The organism is Pseudomonas hefeiensis (genome assembly GCF_030687835.1).
Taxonomy (GTDB): Bacteria; Pseudomonadota; Gammaproteobacteria; order Pseudomonadales; family Pseudomonadaceae; genus Aquipseudomonas; species Aquipseudomonas hefeiensis.
Genome location: NZ_CP117449.1, coordinates 5,181,068 through 5,196,271 on the forward strand (window position 1 = coordinate 5,181,068; position 15,204 = coordinate 5,196,271).

14 protein-coding genes are annotated in these 15,204 nt (G+C 61.6%); 1 reads left to right on the forward strand and 13 read right to left on the reverse strand.

Annotated features, from left to right (window positions below):
• Positions 1-4: 4 nt before the first annotated feature.
• From lysS to PSH57_RS23365, 10 genes are all read right to left on the reverse strand, one after another.
• On the reverse strand, positions 5-1,507 hold the full coding sequence (gene lysS / locus PSH57_RS23320) for a lysine--tRNA ligase (RefSeq protein ID WP_305385771.1): 1,503 nt from the start codon (positions 1,505-1,507) through the stop codon (positions 5-7).
• Positions 1,508-1,616: 109 nt separating this feature from the next.
• Positions 1,617-2,712, reverse strand: a protein-coding gene (prfB, locus tag PSH57_RS23325) for a peptide chain release factor 2 (protein ID WP_305385772.1) whose coding sequence is annotated in 2 segments (ribosomal slippage) — positions 1,617-2,639 and positions 2,641-2,712 — 1,095 coding nt in all. Because the reading frame shifts where the segments join, the coding sequence is not laid out codon by codon here.
• A 298-nt stretch (positions 2,713-3,010) separates the two neighbouring features.
• Positions 3,011-4,012: a diguanylate cyclase domain-containing protein gene (locus PSH57_RS23330; protein ID WP_305385773.1), complete on the reverse strand. Its 1,002-nt coding sequence runs from the start codon at positions 4,010-4,012 to the stop codon at positions 3,011-3,013.
• Positions 4,013-4,057: 45 nt separating this feature from the next.
• On the reverse strand, positions 4,058-5,068 hold the full coding sequence (gene cheB, locus PSH57_RS23335; RefSeq protein ID WP_305385774.1) for a chemotaxis response regulator protein-glutamate methylesterase: 1,011 nt from the start codon (positions 5,066-5,068) through the stop codon (positions 4,058-4,060).
• Positions 5,065-7,326 (reverse strand): hybrid sensor histidine kinase/response regulator, encoded by a 2,262-nt coding sequence (locus PSH57_RS23340; protein WP_305385775.1) that lies wholly within the window; start codon positions 7,324-7,326, stop codon positions 5,065-5,067. Before PSH57_RS23340 ends, cheB begins: the two co-directional genes overlap by 4 nt.
• Positions 7,323-7,994: a chemotaxis protein CheW gene (locus PSH57_RS23345; RefSeq protein WP_305385776.1), complete on the reverse strand. Its 672-nt coding sequence runs from the start codon at positions 7,992-7,994 to the stop codon at positions 7,323-7,325. Before PSH57_RS23345 ends, PSH57_RS23340 begins: the two co-directional genes overlap by 4 nt.
• Complete coding sequence (locus tag PSH57_RS23350) at positions 7,991-9,280, reverse strand: CheR family methyltransferase (RefSeq protein WP_305385777.1); 1,290 nt, start codon at positions 9,278-9,280, stop codon at positions 7,991-7,993. Before PSH57_RS23350 ends, PSH57_RS23345 begins: the two co-directional genes overlap by 4 nt.
• Positions 9,277-9,813, reverse strand: a complete 537-nt coding sequence (locus PSH57_RS23355) for a chemotaxis protein CheW (protein WP_305385778.1) — start codon at positions 9,811-9,813, stop codon at positions 9,277-9,279. The genes PSH57_RS23350 and PSH57_RS23355 overlap by 4 nt, the downstream gene beginning before the upstream one ends.
• Positions 9,813-11,435 carry a methyl-accepting chemotaxis protein gene (locus PSH57_RS23360; protein WP_305385779.1) on the reverse strand — a complete coding sequence of 541 codons (1,623 nt, stop codon included), beginning with the start codon at positions 11,433-11,435 and terminating at the stop codon, positions 9,813-9,815. The genes PSH57_RS23355 and PSH57_RS23360 overlap by 1 nt, the downstream gene beginning before the upstream one ends.
• A 272-nt stretch (positions 11,436-11,707) precedes the next feature.
• Complete coding sequence (locus PSH57_RS23365; protein ID WP_305385780.1) at positions 11,708-12,421, reverse strand: tellurite resistance TerB family protein; 714 nt, start codon at positions 12,419-12,421, stop codon at positions 11,708-11,710.
• Between the two features lie 195 nt (positions 12,422-12,616).
• Here PSH57_RS23365 and PSH57_RS23370 point away from each other — a divergent pair, with 195 nt between their 5' ends.
• Positions 12,617-14,041 (forward strand): gamma-aminobutyraldehyde dehydrogenase, encoded by a 1,425-nt coding sequence (locus PSH57_RS23370; RefSeq protein WP_305385781.1) that lies wholly within the window; start codon positions 12,617-12,619, stop codon positions 14,039-14,041.
• Between the two features lie 56 nt (positions 14,042-14,097).
• On the opposite strand, the gene PSH57_RS23375 is transcribed toward PSH57_RS23370, so the two are convergent.
• From PSH57_RS23375 to PSH57_RS23385, 3 genes are read right to left on the reverse strand one after another with little or no spacing between them, the layout of a single operon-like run.
• On the reverse strand, positions 14,098-14,499 hold the full coding sequence (locus PSH57_RS23375; protein WP_305385782.1) for a type II toxin-antitoxin system VapC family toxin: 402 nt from the start codon (positions 14,497-14,499) through the stop codon (positions 14,098-14,100).
• Positions 14,496-14,792 carry an AbrB/MazE/SpoVT family DNA-binding domain-containing protein gene (locus PSH57_RS23380; RefSeq protein WP_305385783.1) on the reverse strand — a complete coding sequence of 99 codons (297 nt, stop codon included), beginning with the start codon at positions 14,790-14,792 and terminating at the stop codon, positions 14,496-14,498. The genes PSH57_RS23375 and PSH57_RS23380 overlap by 4 nt, the downstream gene beginning before the upstream one ends.
• Before the next feature lie 35 nt (positions 14,793-14,827).
• Complete coding sequence (locus tag PSH57_RS23385) at positions 14,828-15,013, reverse strand: hypothetical protein (RefSeq protein WP_092401333.1); 186 nt, start codon at positions 15,011-15,013, stop codon at positions 14,828-14,830.
• Positions 15,014-15,204 lie beyond the last annotated feature (191 nt).

Here is a 15,204-nt window from a genome sequence, read left to right on the forward strand (position 1 = left end):
ACACTTATGCTTGGGGCCGCATGTGCGGGAAAAGAATGACATCCCGGATCGACGGTGAGTTGGTCAGCAACATCACCAGGCGATCGATGCCGATACCTTCGCCGGCCGTCGGCGGCATGCCGTACTCAAGGGCGCGAACGAAGTCGGCATCGTAGTGCATGGCCTCGTCGTCGCCGGCGTCCTTATCGGCCACCTGGGCCATGAAACGGTCTGCCTGATCTTCTGCGTCATTGAGCTCGGAGTAGGCGTTGGCGATTTCACGACCACCGATGAACAGCTCGAAGCGATCGGTCACGCTTGGGTTCTCGTCGTTGCGACGGGCCAGCGGCGACACTTCGAACGGGTATTGGGTGATGAAATGCGGCTGTTCCAGCTTGTGCTCGACCAGCTCTTCGAAAATCATCACCTGCAGCTTGCCCAGGCCTTCAAAGCCAAGCACCTTGGCGCCGGCTTTCTTGGCGATGGCGCGGGCCTTTTCGATGTCGTTCAGGTCATCGGCAGTCAGTTCAGGGTTGTACTTGAGGATCGAGTCGAATACCGACAGGCGCACGAACGGTTCGCCGAAATGGAACACCTTGTCGCCGTACGGCACATCGGTAGTGCCGAGCACCAGCTGCGCCAGCTCGCGGAACAGTTCCTCGGTCAGGTCCATGTTGTCTTCGTAGTCGGCGTAGGCCTGGTAGAACTCGAGCATGGTGAACTCGGGATTGTGCCGGGTCGAAACGCCTTCGTTACGGAAGTTGCGGTTGATCTCGAAGACTTTCTCGAAGCCACCCACAACCAGGCGCTTGAGGTACAGCTCCGGCGCGATACGCAGGAACATTTCCATGTCCAGGGCGTTGTGGTGGGTTTCGAACGGCTTGGCCGCCGCGCCGCCGGGGATGGTCTGCAGCATCGGCGTTTCGACTTCGAGGAAGTCACGCTTCATCAGGAAGCTGCGGATGTGGGCGATGACCTGCGAGCGCACGCGGAAGGTCTGGCGCACCTCTTCGTTGACGATCAGGTCGACGTAGCGCTGGCGATAGCGTTGCTCGGTGTCGGTCAGGCCGTGGTGCTTGTCCGGCAGCGGACGCAGGGACTTGGTCAGCAGGCGCACGCTGGTCATTTCGACGTACAGGTCGCCTTTGCCGGAACGGGCCAGGGTGCCTTCGGCGGCAATGATGTCGCCCAGGTCCCAGGTCTTGACGGCGGCCAGGGTTTCTTCCGGCAGGGTCTTGCGGTTGACGTAGACCTGGATGCGCCCGGTCATGTCCTGGATCACCATGAACGAACCACGGTTGAGCATGATACGACCGGCAACCTTGACCTCAATGGCCGCCTCAGCCAGCTCTTCCTTGGTCTTGTCCGCGTACTGTTTCTGCAAGGCATCGCAGTAGGCGTCGCGGCGGAAGTCATTGGGGAAGGCCTGGCCCTTGGCGCGCTCGGCAGCAAGCTTTTCCTTGCGCAGGGCGATCAGGGAGTTTTCTTCCTGTTGCAGGGCTTGCGGGTCGAGTTCTAGGTCGCTCATGTCTTTAAAGATTCCATCACAGGTTCGTTGCCCCCGGCCCCAGGCCGGAGTTTGCGGCCAGGCCTCGTTCCTTGGGGGAAACGTGCCTGCCCGCCGCATGGGTGTCGCGTTACAGCCCTTGTTTGAGGCTGGCGATCAGGTATTCGTCGATGTCGCCGTCGAGCACCTTGTCACAGTCGCTGCGTTCGATGCTGGTGCGCAGGTCCTTGATCCGCGAGGCGTCGAGTACATACGAGCGGATCTGGTGACCCCAGCCGATGTCCGACTTGGTGTCTTCCAGGGCCTGGGACGCCGCGTTGCGCTTCTGCACTTCCTGCTCGTACAAACGGGCCCGCAGCATTTTCATCGCGGTGTCTTTGTTCGCGTGCTGGGAGCGTTCGTTCTGGCAACTGACCACGGTGTTGGTCGGTACGTGGGTAATCCGTACCGCCGAATCGGTGGTGTTAACGTGCTGACCACCGGCCCCGGAGGAACGGTAGGTGTCGATGCGCAAATCCGACGGGTTGATGTCGATTTCGATGTTGTCATCGATTTCCGGCGAAACGAACACCGCCGAGAACGACGTGTGACGACGGTTACCGGAGTCGAACGGACTTTTGCGCACCAGGCGATGCACGCCGATCTCGGTACGCAGCCAGCCAAAGGCGTATTCGCCCTTGATGTGTACCGTGGCGCCCTTGATCCCGGCGACTTCACCGGCTGACAGTTCCATGATGGTCGCGTCGAAGCCGCGTTTGTCGGCCCAGCGCAGGTACATGCGCAACAGGATGTTGGCCCAGTCCTGGGCTTCGGTGCCGCCGGAACCGGCCTGGATGTCCAGGTAGGCGTTGTTGGCATCCATCTCGCCACTGAACATGCGCCGGAATTCCAGCTTGGCCAGCGCCTCCTCGAGGCGTGTCAGCTCGGCGACGACATCGCCGACGGCAGCTTCATCGTTTTCTTCGACAGCCATGTCCAACAGGTCGCGGCAGTCGGCCAGGCCGCTGGACATTTCGTCCAGGGTCTCGACGATCTGCGCCAGCGCAGCGCGCTCGCGGCCCAGCTCCTGAGCGTACGACGGGTTGTTCCAGACATTCGGATCTTCAAGCTCGCGATTGACTTCGGTCAGACGCTCATGCTTTTGATCGTAGTCAAAGATACCCCCGAATAGTTTCGGAGCGCTCGGACAGGTCCTTGATGGTGTTCAGGATCGGGTTGATTTCCATGGCGGGCAGCACTCGTTGGCGAACTTTTGAAAGCCGGCGAGTATAACGTAATCAAGCGTCAGCGGCAGCCCGCCTGGCGGCTTTAGGGACAATGAGTCCGTCACCTAACCTGTGGCGAGGGGATTTATCCCCGCTGGCTGCGAAGCAGCCCTTGGCAGCCAACTCAATTTGCCTGGCACAGCGAGTTGTCGGGTTTTAGGGCTGCTTCGCAGCCCAGCGGGGCGGTGCGACGTTTCGCTAAATCCCCTCGCCACAAATAAATCTCTTTGCCATAGAGAAATCTCTGCCAGGCCGGGAGTTATTCGATCCCCACCCGATTACGCCCATTGTGCTTGGCCATGTACAGCCCTTTGTCTGCCGCCGAAATCAGTTGCCGGTAATCGCCACCTTGCTGTGGCGTGAAGGTCGAGACGCCGACGCTGACCGTCAGGTTCGCTCCCTCGTGAGGCGTGATGTGAGGGATGCTCAAGGCGACGACGCTTTGGCGCAGCTTTTCGGCCATCAACCGGGCGCCGCCAGGCGAGGTGCCGGGCAGCACCAGGGCGAACTCCTCGCCGCCGTAACGGGCCGGCAGGTCGGAGGGACGACTGCACGCATCACGGATCGCGGTGGCGACCTTGCGCAGGGCTTCGTCCCCCTCCAGGTGGCCGAAATTGTCGTTAAAGGACTTGAAGTAATCCACGTCGATCATCAACAGCGAGAGCTGGGACTGGTCCCGCAGCGCCCTTCTCCACTCCAGCTCCAGGTATTCATCGAAGTGTCGGCGGTTGGACAGCCCGGTCAGGCCGTCGGAATTCATCAGCCGCTGCAGCACCAGGTTGGTGTCGAGCAGTTGCTGCTGGCTGACCCGCAGGGCGCGATAGGCCGCGTCGCGTTGCAGTAGCATCATGTAGGACCGCGAGTGATAGCGAATGCGCGCCACCAGTTCGATGTTGTCCGGCAACTTGACCAGGTAATCGTTGGCCCCGGCGGCAAACGCCGCGCTTTTGACCAGCGGGTCCTCCTTGGTGGACAGGACAATGATCGGAATATCCCGGGTCGCCGGATGGTTACGGTATTCGCGCACCAGGCTCAAGCCGTCAAGACCGGGCATTACCAGGTCCTGGAGGATCACCGTGGGCTTGATGCGGACCGCCTGGGCGATGGCCTGGTGTGGGTCGGCGCAAAAGTGAAAGTCGATGTTTTCTTCATTCGACAGCCCGCGCCGCACCGCCTCGCCGATCATCGCCTGGTCGTCGACGAGCAGGACCATGGCCGCGTTCTCGTCACGCTTGAAATCGTCGAGCTGTAAATCATTCATGGGAACTCACCTGAATACGGCTGTGGACAACGCTGCCGGGGTTCTTCATTGGGTAAAAATCTCCACCAACCGTGGCGCTATGTGGTCCAGCGCTAGAATTTGCGCCGCCGCGTCGATGGCCGCGGCCGCTTTGGGCATGCCGTACACCGCACTGCTCTGCTGGTCCTGGGCGATGGTCAGATAGCCCTGCTGGCGCATGAGTTTAAGCCCTTGGGCACCGTCGCGGCCCATGCCAGTGAGCAAAACGCCCACCGCGTCACCGCTCCAGAAGTGGGCGACGCTCTCAAAAAACACATCGATAGAGGGGCGATAGATCTCGTTGACCGGCTCCGCGGTGTAGGCCAGGGTGCCGTTTTTCAACAGGCGAAGATGGTGGTTGGTGCCGGCCAGCAGCACCGTACCGCTTTGCGGCGGTTCGCCGTGCCGGGCCAGGCGGACCTTGTGACCCGACGCACTACTGAGCCATTGAGCCATGCCCGCGGCAAACACTTCGTCCACATGCTGGACCAGCACAATGGCCGGGGCGAAATGGCGCGGCAGGCCCTTGAGCAGGATCTCCAGTGCCGCCGGCCCACCCGCCGACGATCCGATGGCAACCAGGCTATTGCGTGACACCGAAATACGCTGCGCAGCCGGTGCAGCGCGTTCACGGTGAATGCGCTCACCGATCAGCCAGCCGATGTTGGTGATCTTGCGCAGCAGCGGGGCCGCCGCGTCCGCGGGGTTGCCGACCCCCAAGGAGGGGGTATCAACCACATCGAGCGCGCCATGCCCCATGGCTTCGAACACCCGGTGAACGTTCTGCTGGCTGTCACCGGTGACAATCACAATGGCGCACGGGGTTTCGGCCATGATCCGCCGGGTGGCCTCCACGCCATCCATGACGGGCATCAGCAGGTCCATCAAAATCAGGTCCGGGGTGTATTCGGCGCAACGCTGAACCGCCTCGGCACCGTTGGTGGCCACCCAGACCAACTGGTGCGCCGGCTCGAAAGCCAGGGCACGGCGCAGGGCTTCGATCGCCAGGGGCATGTCATTGACGATGGCGATTTTCAAGCGCGTGCTCCTCCGATCAATTCGACGACAGCATCGAGCAGGGCGTCGTCATGGAAACTGGCCTTGGCCAGATAATAGTCAGCTCCGGCATCCAGGCCACGGCGCCGATCTTCTTCGCGGTCCTTGTAGGACACCACCATCACCGGCAGCGACTGCAGTCGGTTATCGCGCCGCAACAGCGACACCAACTCGATGCCGTCCATGCGCGGCATGTCGATGTCGGTGATCAGCAAGTCGAAATGCTCGGCTCGCAATGCGTTCCAGCCGTCCATACCATCCACCGCCACCGCCACGTCGTAACCGCGATTGAGCAACAGCTTGCGTTGCAGCTCGCGTACGGTCAGGGAATCGTCCACCACCAGGATCCGCTTGCGTGGGGCCTGCGTCTGGTTCTGGCGGGCGATGCGCTCCAGGCGCCCGGTGTCGAGCAACTTGTCCACCGAGCGCAGCAGGTCTTCGACATCGACGATCAGCACCACCGAACCATCGTCCAGCAAGGCCCCGGCGGAGATGTCCTGGACCTTGCCCAGGCGTTCGTCCAGGGGCAGGACCACCAGCGTGCGCTCGCCGATGAAGCGTTCAACCGCCACGCCGTAGATCGCCTCGCGCTCACGGATCACCACGACCTTGAGCGTCTGGTCGCTGTTCTGCGATGCCGGGCGATTGAGCAACTGACTGGCGGCGACCAGCCCGACATGCCGTCCTTCGTGCCAGAAGTGCTGGCGCCCTTCGACCTGCACGATGTCCTCAGGGGCGAGATCGCACATGCGCTCGATGTGGGCCAGGGGGAAGGCGTAGGCTTCATCGCCGACTTCCACCACCAGGCTGCGCACCACCGAGAGCGTCAGCGGCACCTCGAGATGGAAACGGCTGCCCTCGCCCGCCGTCTGCTCCAGCACCACCGCGCCGCGCAGTTGCCGGACCATATGCTGGACGGCGTCCAGGCCGACGCCGCGCCCGGACACTTCAGTGACAGTGTCCCGCAGGCTGAAGCCGGGCAGGAACAGGAACGTCAGCAGTTCCTCTTCGCTCAAATTGGCGGCGGTTTGCTCAGGGGAAAGCCCGCGTTCGACGACGCTGCGCCGCACCCGCTCCAGGTCCACACCGGCACCGTCGTCCGCCAGTTCCAGCACCAGCAAGCCGGCCTGATGGGACGCGCGCAAACGGATCAGGCCTTCGGCGGGCTTGCCGGCCAGCACGCGTTGCTCCGGGGATTCGATGCCGTGGTCCACGGCGTTGCGCAGCAAATGGGTCAGCGGCGCTTCGAGTTTTTCCAGCACGTCGCGATCGACCTGGGTTTTCTCGCCTTCAATCTCCAGGCGCACCTGTTTGCCCAGGCTGCGACCCAGGTCACGGACCATCCGCGTCTGGCCGGACAGCACATCGGCAAACGGTCGCATGCGACAGGCCAGCGCCGTGTCGTACAACACTTGGGCTCGCTGACTGGCCTGCCAGGCGAACTCGTCCAGTTCGGCGGTTTTTTGCGCCAGCAACTGTTGGGTTTCGGCCAACAGGCGGCGGGCGTCGTTGAGCGCTTCCTCGGCCTGCAGGCTCAAGGCATGCTCCTTGAGATGCACACTCAGCTCCTCCAAGGCCCGCAAGCTGTTGCCCTGCTGGCGTTTGAGCCGTTGCATCGTCGCCAGCCAGGGCTTGAGGCGCTGGGTTTCCACCAGGGATTTACTGGACAGATCCAGCAGGCTATTGAGGCGCTCGGCGGTGACCCGCAAGACCCGCTCGCCTCCTTCGATCACCCGCTTGCCCTTGGGAACCGGTTCCGTTGGCGCGAGCGGGTTTGCCTCGGCCTGCTCAACGCGAACAGGCTCGGCTTGCATCTCGACTCGCTGCGCCACGATAGACGTCTGCGCAGCGGCAGGATCGAGCAGTTGCCCCATCAACGCCACATACCCATCGACGTCCTGGGCTCCGACGCTGTTGCCCGGCGTGGCAATTCGCGTCAACAGGTCGGTGCCTTGCAGCAAGGCGTCGATGTGCTCGGCGCGCAGGACCAGGCGTCGCTCCTGGGCGCTGACCAGGCAATCCTCCATGACATGCGCCACGCTGACCCCGGCGCTCACCCCAACGATCCGCGCCGCGCCCTTGAGTGAATGGGCCGCGCGCATACACGATTCAAGATAATCGGCCTGGCTCGGATCGCGCTCCAGGGCCAGCAGACCGGCGCTGAGCACCTGAGTCTGGGCTTCGGCTTCCAGGCTGAACAACTCCAGCAACGAGGCGTCACGCATTTGATCAGGGGTCATGACAGGCTCCGGGTCATGGCGGACAACAACTGTTCTTCGTCCAGCCAGCGCAGGCTGCGGCCCTTGAACTTCAATACGCCACGGGTGTACTTGGCCGCCGATTGCGAGGCAGCGTCCAGTACGCGCTCATCGATGGCGTGAATGCCGTCCACCTCGTCCACCGGCACCACCACCGGGCCGCCCTGGGCCGCGACGATCAACATACGCGGCATGACCCGTGCACCGGCAACCACCGCCCCACCGGGATCCAGGTCCAGCAGTTCCACCAGCGACAGGCACGCCACCAGTGCCCCGCGCACATTCGCCACGCCCAGCAACGCCCGCGAACGCTGGTGGGGCAGCGAATGAATCGGCTGCAACGGCGCCACTTCCACCAGACTGCGGGTGGTCAGACCCAGCCACTCTTCGCCCAGGCGGAACATCAACAGCGATCGTGTGACGATATCGGTGTCCAGCGGCGCGTGAGCCAGGTCCTGGTCATCGCGCTGCAAGGTGTAGCGGTCGAGCAACCGGGTGGCGGCGGCCGAATACACCGAGCAGTTGCGGCAGTGAATATGCTCGGCCAGCAACGGACAGGATTTGTCGCCATGCACCCCGATGCGATTCCAGCAATCGTCGATGGCGTGTGCATCGTCATGGGTCAGGTTGTAATCAGCCGAACCGCTCATTGTTTACGCTCACTGTCAGCCGTGCGCCCGCTGCGAGCGGCACGATCCTGCAATCGACGGGCTCCGGCCGCGTCTCCCTGAGAAGCCAGCAGCGCCGCCAGATGCACCAGGGCCTCGGCGTGTTGCGGTTCAAGATAAAGCGCCTTGCGATAGAAACCCTGGGCCTCAAGCGCACTGCCAGCCATGTCGCTCAGCAGCCCCAGCCAATAGAACACCTGAGCCGCCGGTGCATGGCTGCGCAAGTACTGCTGGCAGGCCGCACGGGCGTCGGCGCTTTTGCCTGCGTTGGCCAACGCCGCGATATTGGCCAGCAAGGTAGCGGCATCGCTGGTTTTCGGCTCAGTGATCGGGGTCACGCTGGCTGCGAACGGTCGGGGCCGGACCACCGGTGGAATGACTCGGGGCGCGACCTGGCTGAGCGGCAACGGGGCCGGCAGCGGGGCCGGCAGCGGAGTCGACATCATGGCAGGCATCGGTTGTGGCTGCGGGGCACCTTGGCGACTGAAAGCGAACGACTGGGCAATCCCGATCGAACGCATGCCCAACCGCCCCAGCAAACTGCCCTCAGCCGGACCGATAAACAGTACGCCGTCCTGGTGGGTCAGGCGCTTGAGCACCTCGAATACCTGCTGCTGGGTGGGCTGGTCGAAATAGATCAGCAGGTTGCGGCAGAACACAAAATCGTAAGGCGCCTCGTTCACCAGCAAGGCCGGATCCAGCAGGTTGCCCACTTGCAGACGCACCTGTTCACTCACCCGTTCGCTGAGGCGATACCCCTGCGCCTCGACGTTGAAATGTCGCTCGCGAAAGCCAAGGTCGGCGCCACGGAAAGAGTTCCTGCCATAAAGCGCGTGCCTGGCGCGTTCTATCGACAGCGGACTGACGTCCAGTGCGTCCACCTTGAACTGATGCGGTCCCAGGCCCGCGTCGAGCAAGGCCATGGCGATGGAGTAAGGCTCTTCGCCAGTGGAACACGGCAAACTGAGGATGCGCAGCGCGCGCAGGTGCTTGATCTCGGCCAGACGCGTGATGGCCAGTCTGGCGAGGGTGGCGAAGGACTCGGGATACCGGAAGAACCAGGTCTCCGGAACAATCACCGCTTCAATCAGCGCCTGTTGCTCCTGGGCCGAATGTTGCAGGCACTGCCAGTACTCATCTGCGGCTCGCCCAGGCACAGCAATGATGCGCTGGCGCACGGCACGCTCGATGATGGCGGTGCCGACGGAGGTGACATCCAGGCCGATGCGCTCCTTGAGGAAATCGAAAAACCGCTGGTCGCTGTTCATGGCCGGCCCTCGAGGTCATCGAAGCTCAAAGGCGGCGTGGGGAACAGCACGGCGCGGACCGACTCGTCGAGCAGGTCATTGACCCGCACCCATTGCAACAGGCCTTGCGCGTCTTCGCGCACCGGGCCCAGGTACGGCGCCTGCCGGTTGTCCACGCCGTACGGCCGGAAATCCGCCGGATCGCAACGCAAGGTGTCGGTGGCCTGTTCCAGAATCAGCCCCAGAACCTGCCCCGCCTGCTGCGCGTCGGGTCGGTAATGCACCAGCACCAGACGCGTACTGGTACGCGCCTGGGCGCTCTGACCAAAGGTCAGCGTGCACAGATCGATCACCGGCACCACCGCGCCGCGCCAGGCAAACACGCCCGCTACCCAGGACGGTGCCTGGGCAATCGGCTTGAGGGGCAGGCGCGGCAGCACTTCCACCACATCGATGGCTTGCAGGGCGTAGCGTTCGTTGCCGATGCAAAACACCAGGAACAACGACTGACGGGCCGCCGGTACGACGCCACGTCGGGCCTCGAACTCGCTCATCAGACTTTGAAACGCGAGACGCCGCTGCGCAGCCCCACGGCCACCTGGCTCAGTTCATCGATGGCGGAACTGGCCTGGCGCAGGGATTCCACCGTCTGACTGCTGGCATCGCCCAGTTGCACCAGCGCGTGGTTGATTTGCTCGGCGCCGGTGGCCTGGGCCTGCATGCCTTCGTTGACCATCAACACCCGCGGCGCCAGCGCCTGTACCTGATGAATGATCTGCGACAGTTGCTCGCCGATCTGCTGCACCTCCGCCATGCCACGGCGCACTTCTTCGGAGAACTTGTCCATGCCCATCACACCGGCGGATACCGCGGATTGGATCTCGCGCACCATCTGCTCGATGTCGTAGGTCGCCACGGCAGTCTGATCCGCCAGGCGTCGCACCTCAGTGGCGACCACGGCAAAACCGCGACCGTACTCACCCGCCTTCTCGGCCTCGATGGCGGCATTGAGGGACAACAGGTTGGTCTGGTCGGCCACCTTGACGATGGTTACTACCACCTGGTTGATGTTGCCGGCCTTCTCGTTGAGGATCGCCAACTTGGCGTTAACCAGATCCGCCGCGCCCATCACCGAATGCATGGTTTCTTCCATGCGCGCCAGGCCTTGCTGGCCGGAACCGGCCGCTACCGAGGCCTGGTCGGCGGCGCTGGAAACTTCGGTCATGGTGCGCACCAGATCCCGGGAGGTGGCGGCAATTTCCCGAGAGGTCGCGCCAATCTCCGTAGTGGTGGCGGCGGTTTCGGTGGCCGTGGCTTGTTGCTCGCGGGAGGTGGCAGCGATCTCGGTCACCGAGGTGGTGACCTGCACGGAAGAGCGTTGGGCCTGGGATACCAGGGAGGTCAGTTCGGCCATCATGTCGTTGAAGCCGGTTTCCACGGCGCCGAACTCGTCTTTACGGGCAAGGTTCAGGCGTCCACTCAGGTCGCCGCTGCGCATGATGCCGAGGATTTCCACGATGCGGTTCATCGGCGCCATGATCGCGCGCATCAACAACAGGCCGCAGAGCATGGCAATGAACACCGCGACCAGAAACGACAGGCCCATGGTGACCTCGGCGGTGGTCACTGCATCGCGAATGGTCAGGGCAGCTTTTTCCGCCAGTTCCCGATTGCGCTCGATGATCTGGTTCAAATGCCCGCGCCCACCAAGCCATGCCGGTGTCAGCTCTTTCTCCAGCGCCAGCTGCGCACCTTCATAATCCTTGCGTTCATACAGGTCCAGAACCTTCGCCAGGGCTTTGTTGAAGTCCTGATGATTGACCTCGAACTCGTCGAAAGAGGCTTGGTCGGCAGGGTCCTGGATCAGCTTTTGATAGTGCTGGATTTCCTCGCGCAGATGCTGCTCGTAGCCTTGGTAGAGGGCCCGGTCCTCGGCAGTGATTTCCCGCTGCTCCGAGAGGCCGACGATCTGCTGGGTCTTGACGTAGCTGTCGACCCAGCCACCGCGAATCATGGAACTGTAATACACCCCTGGCACCGCGTAGGTACGCACCTTTTCTTCACTGGCCTCGATCTTCAACAACCGCGAATACGTGACGACCACCATCAGCAGCATAATGGCGATGATCACCGCAAAACTCGCCAGGATGCGTTGGCGCAACGTCCAGTTCTTCACAGTACAACCTCGAGCATTTTGAAATGCTGGGGAGTATAGCCGAGGGCGGTGCTGGGGCTGTATGGCGGCGGGGGAGGAGTTTGGCTATTCGCTCAGTTGTTCAAACAGCTCAAGCCAGGCATCAATGTGACAGTCGATACAAAAGTTCTGTGGGAGCGAGCCTGCTCGCGATTGCGGTGCATCAGTCAATAATGGTGTCGACTGACATACCGCTATCGCGAGCAGGGCTCGCTCCCACAGGGGGTGATATTTACCCTGGGGTCAGGCCTGACTCAAAGAGCAGCCTGCCGAACCTGCGTCTCCAGCTCAGTCTTCAAGCCGGGGTCCAGCTTGAGCTGGCGCGCCAGCTCATCGAGGTAGGATTTCTCCATGAAGTTTTCCTCATCCACCAGCATCACACTGGCGATGTACATTTCGGCGGCCATTTCCGGCGTGCTGGCGGCCCGGGCGACGTCGGTGGGGTCCAGGGGTTTGTTGAGTTCGGCGTGCAGCCAGTGTTGCAGTTCCTGATCGTTGTCGAGCTTGGTGAATTCGCCTTCGATCAACTGCTTTTCCCGCTCGTCGACATGGCCATCGGCCTTGGCCGCCGCCACCAGGGCCGTAAGGATCGCCTGGCTGTGCTGTTCGACCTGGGCCGGAGGGAGACGATCCAGCGTCTGCGGTTCGGTTTTCGGCGCACTGCCCTGCTGGGCTTGCCAATTGCCATAGGCCTTGTAGGCGATCACGCCCAATGCCGCCAGCCCCCCGTAGGTCAGGGCCTTGCCGCCAAACTTGCGAGCCTTCTTGTTGCCCAGCAACAGGCCCATGGCTCCGGCGGCCAGCGCCCCGCCACCCGCGCCGGAGAGCATCCCGCCCAGATTGCCGGCGCCACCGCCGAGCAAACCACCCAGGCCGCCGGATGACTTGCCTTGGGAGCCGCCAGCCTTGTTCTGCAACATTTCCTGACCGGACTTGAGAAGCTGATCAAGCAATCCACGGGTGTTCATTTGCTGCCTCCACGCATTCGGGTAACCGGATCATTAAGGCAATCAGCCTAGTTCGAAAGTGCCCGCGCCTGTCGGGGAGAGTGCTTCGAGATGTTGCTTGTCGATTTTCCTGTGGCTGCGGCGAATCCGATAAAACGATATAGACTCGAACCAACTGATAAACCGCAGCAAAAACAGTTTTACGAGGGCTTGGACATGCAAACCAAACTGCTGATCAACGGCCATCTGGTGAACGGCGAAGGACCCGGCCAGGCCGTGTTCAACCCCGCACTGGGCCGGGTGCTGGTGGAAATCAACGAAGCCAGCGAAGCCCAGGTCGATGCCGCCGTGCGCGCGGCCGACAGTGCCTTCCAAAGCTGGTCCCAGGTATCGCCCAAGGACCGATCCCTGCTCCTGCTCAAGCTGGCCGATGTCATCGAAGCCCACGGCGAAGAACTGGCCAGGCTTGAGTCGGACAACTGTGGCAAGCCCTTGAACGCCGTGCTGAACGACGAGATCCCGGCAATTGCCGACGTGTTCCGTTTTTTTGCCGGCGCCAGCCGCTGCATGAGCGGCTCGGCGGGCGGCGAATACCTGCCGGGACATACATCGATGATCCGCCGCGACCCGGTGGGCGTGATCGCCTCCATCGCGCCCTGGAATTACCCGCTGATGATGGTCGCCTGGAAAATCGCCCCGGCCCTGGCCGCCGGTAATACCGTGGTGCTCAAGCCGTCGGAACAGACCCCATTGACGGCGTTGCGCCTGGCGGAACTGGCGTCGGAAATTTTCCCAGCAGGCGTACTCAACGTGGTGTTCGGTCGTGGGCAGACGGTCGGGCAACCGCTGGTCACCCACGCAAAGGTGCGCATGGTTTCGCTGACCGGCTCCATCGCCACGGGCGCGAACATCATTTCCAGCACCGCCGACAGCGTCAAACGCACCCACATGGAACTGGGCGGCAAGGCCCCGGTGATCATTTTCGACGATGCCGACATTGACGCGGCCGTGGAAGGCATCCGCACCTTCGGCTTCTACAATGCTGGTCAGGACTGCACCGCTGCCTGCCGTATCTATGCCCAACAAGGCATCTACGACAGGTTCGTCGAGAAACTCGGTGCCGCGGTGGCCAGCATCAAGTACGGCCTGCAGACTGCGCAGGACACCGAGATGGGCCCGCTGATCACCGCCCAGCACCGCGACCGCGTGGCCGGCTTCGTTGAACGGGCCATCGCTCAGTCGCATATACGCCTGATTACCGGTGGCAAGGCCGTGGAAGGCAATGGGTTCTTCTTTGAGCCGACGGTGTTGGCCGACGTCCAGCAAGACGACGAAATCGTGCGTCGCGAGGTTTTTGGGCCGGTGGTGTCCGTCACACCGTTCATCGACGAAGCGCAGGTACTGGCCTGGGCCAACGACTCGGACTACGGCCTGGCGTCTTCAGTCTGGACCGCCGACATCGGCCGCGCCCATCGCCTGGCGGCACGCCTGCAATATGGCTGCACCTGGGTGAACACCCACTTCATGCTTGTCAGCGAAATGCCCCATGGCGGTCAGAAACGTTCCGGCTATGGCAAGGACATGTCCATGTATGGGCTGGAGGACTACACGGTGGTGCGGCATGTGATGTTCAAGCATTGAGCCAAAGATTGATGACCACGGCCGGACGGCAGAGTCTGGTCGTGGCGGTTCAAGTGTCATGACGGCACTACCAACGCCACTGAGGGAAAATAACTTCGGTAGCGTTTGGCATCACGAGTGAGCAAAGGCAGGCCATTCACAGCCGCATGGGCACCGATAAAAAAATCGGCCAGCACGTTATTTTTTCCGCCCCCTACCTTCCGGTAACGCACAAAAGCCTTCCCTGCGAGGAACAATGCCGGTCGAGGTACTTCCTGCATCAGCAGCCCGAGCTCAGTAACAACCTCATCCAACGCTTCAAAGGTGGAGAAAGTCTGAGACAGTTCGGCATAGATAATCGGGTTGATGACAAGGTCATGGGCTTGAGATTGGGCACGCAGTTGCTGGATAGACCAATCAGCCCAAACGGGTTCGTTTTCCAGGACATCAATCAAAACGTTGGTGTCGACCAGTATCATGAATCTTCACCACGCAAGAGCGCCATCAACTCATCCGTGCGCCATTTGATATCCGCCTTACCACGGGCGGCTTCGAAGCGATCATGGACTGTTTTCTTCGCTGCTTGGGGTTTACCGGCATGGAGCACCACCTCACCCTGCGCGTTGACACTAAACTCGATTGCACAACCCGGAATCAAATGCAGTGCATCGCGAATTGGCTTAGGGATGGTGACCTGCCCCTTACTCGTCATCGTTGTCGACACAATGTTCTCCTTTGAAGTATTACCTTTGCCAGAAAAGTAATACTTCATGCTTAAGGGCGCAACCGCCGCTGATCCGCACTCATTCAAAACCTCGAAACACTGCGCATCGCATCCATCAGGCAACGCATGGCGATCCGGTCGTTTTCCGACAGTTCCCGGTAGCGTTCCACCAGTCTTAGTTCGTCCATGCTGAGCGGCCGTGTCCTGCGCGCGTTCGTCAAGCATGGAAGGATCCCCAGCAATTGGGTGATGCCCTGTATTTTTGTCATTGAGCCTTGTCCTTCTGTACGTCCAATTGACCTGATAACGGCTGCTGAATCCACGAGTTCAACGTCTATCTCGCTAAAGGATAGGGATGATTCACACCGTGAAAAGGGAGTTTTAGAGTAATTAGTCAAAAAATGCAGAGTGACCCGATAAAAAAGGAAATATCTGTAAGGAAATTTAACTAAACCACGCT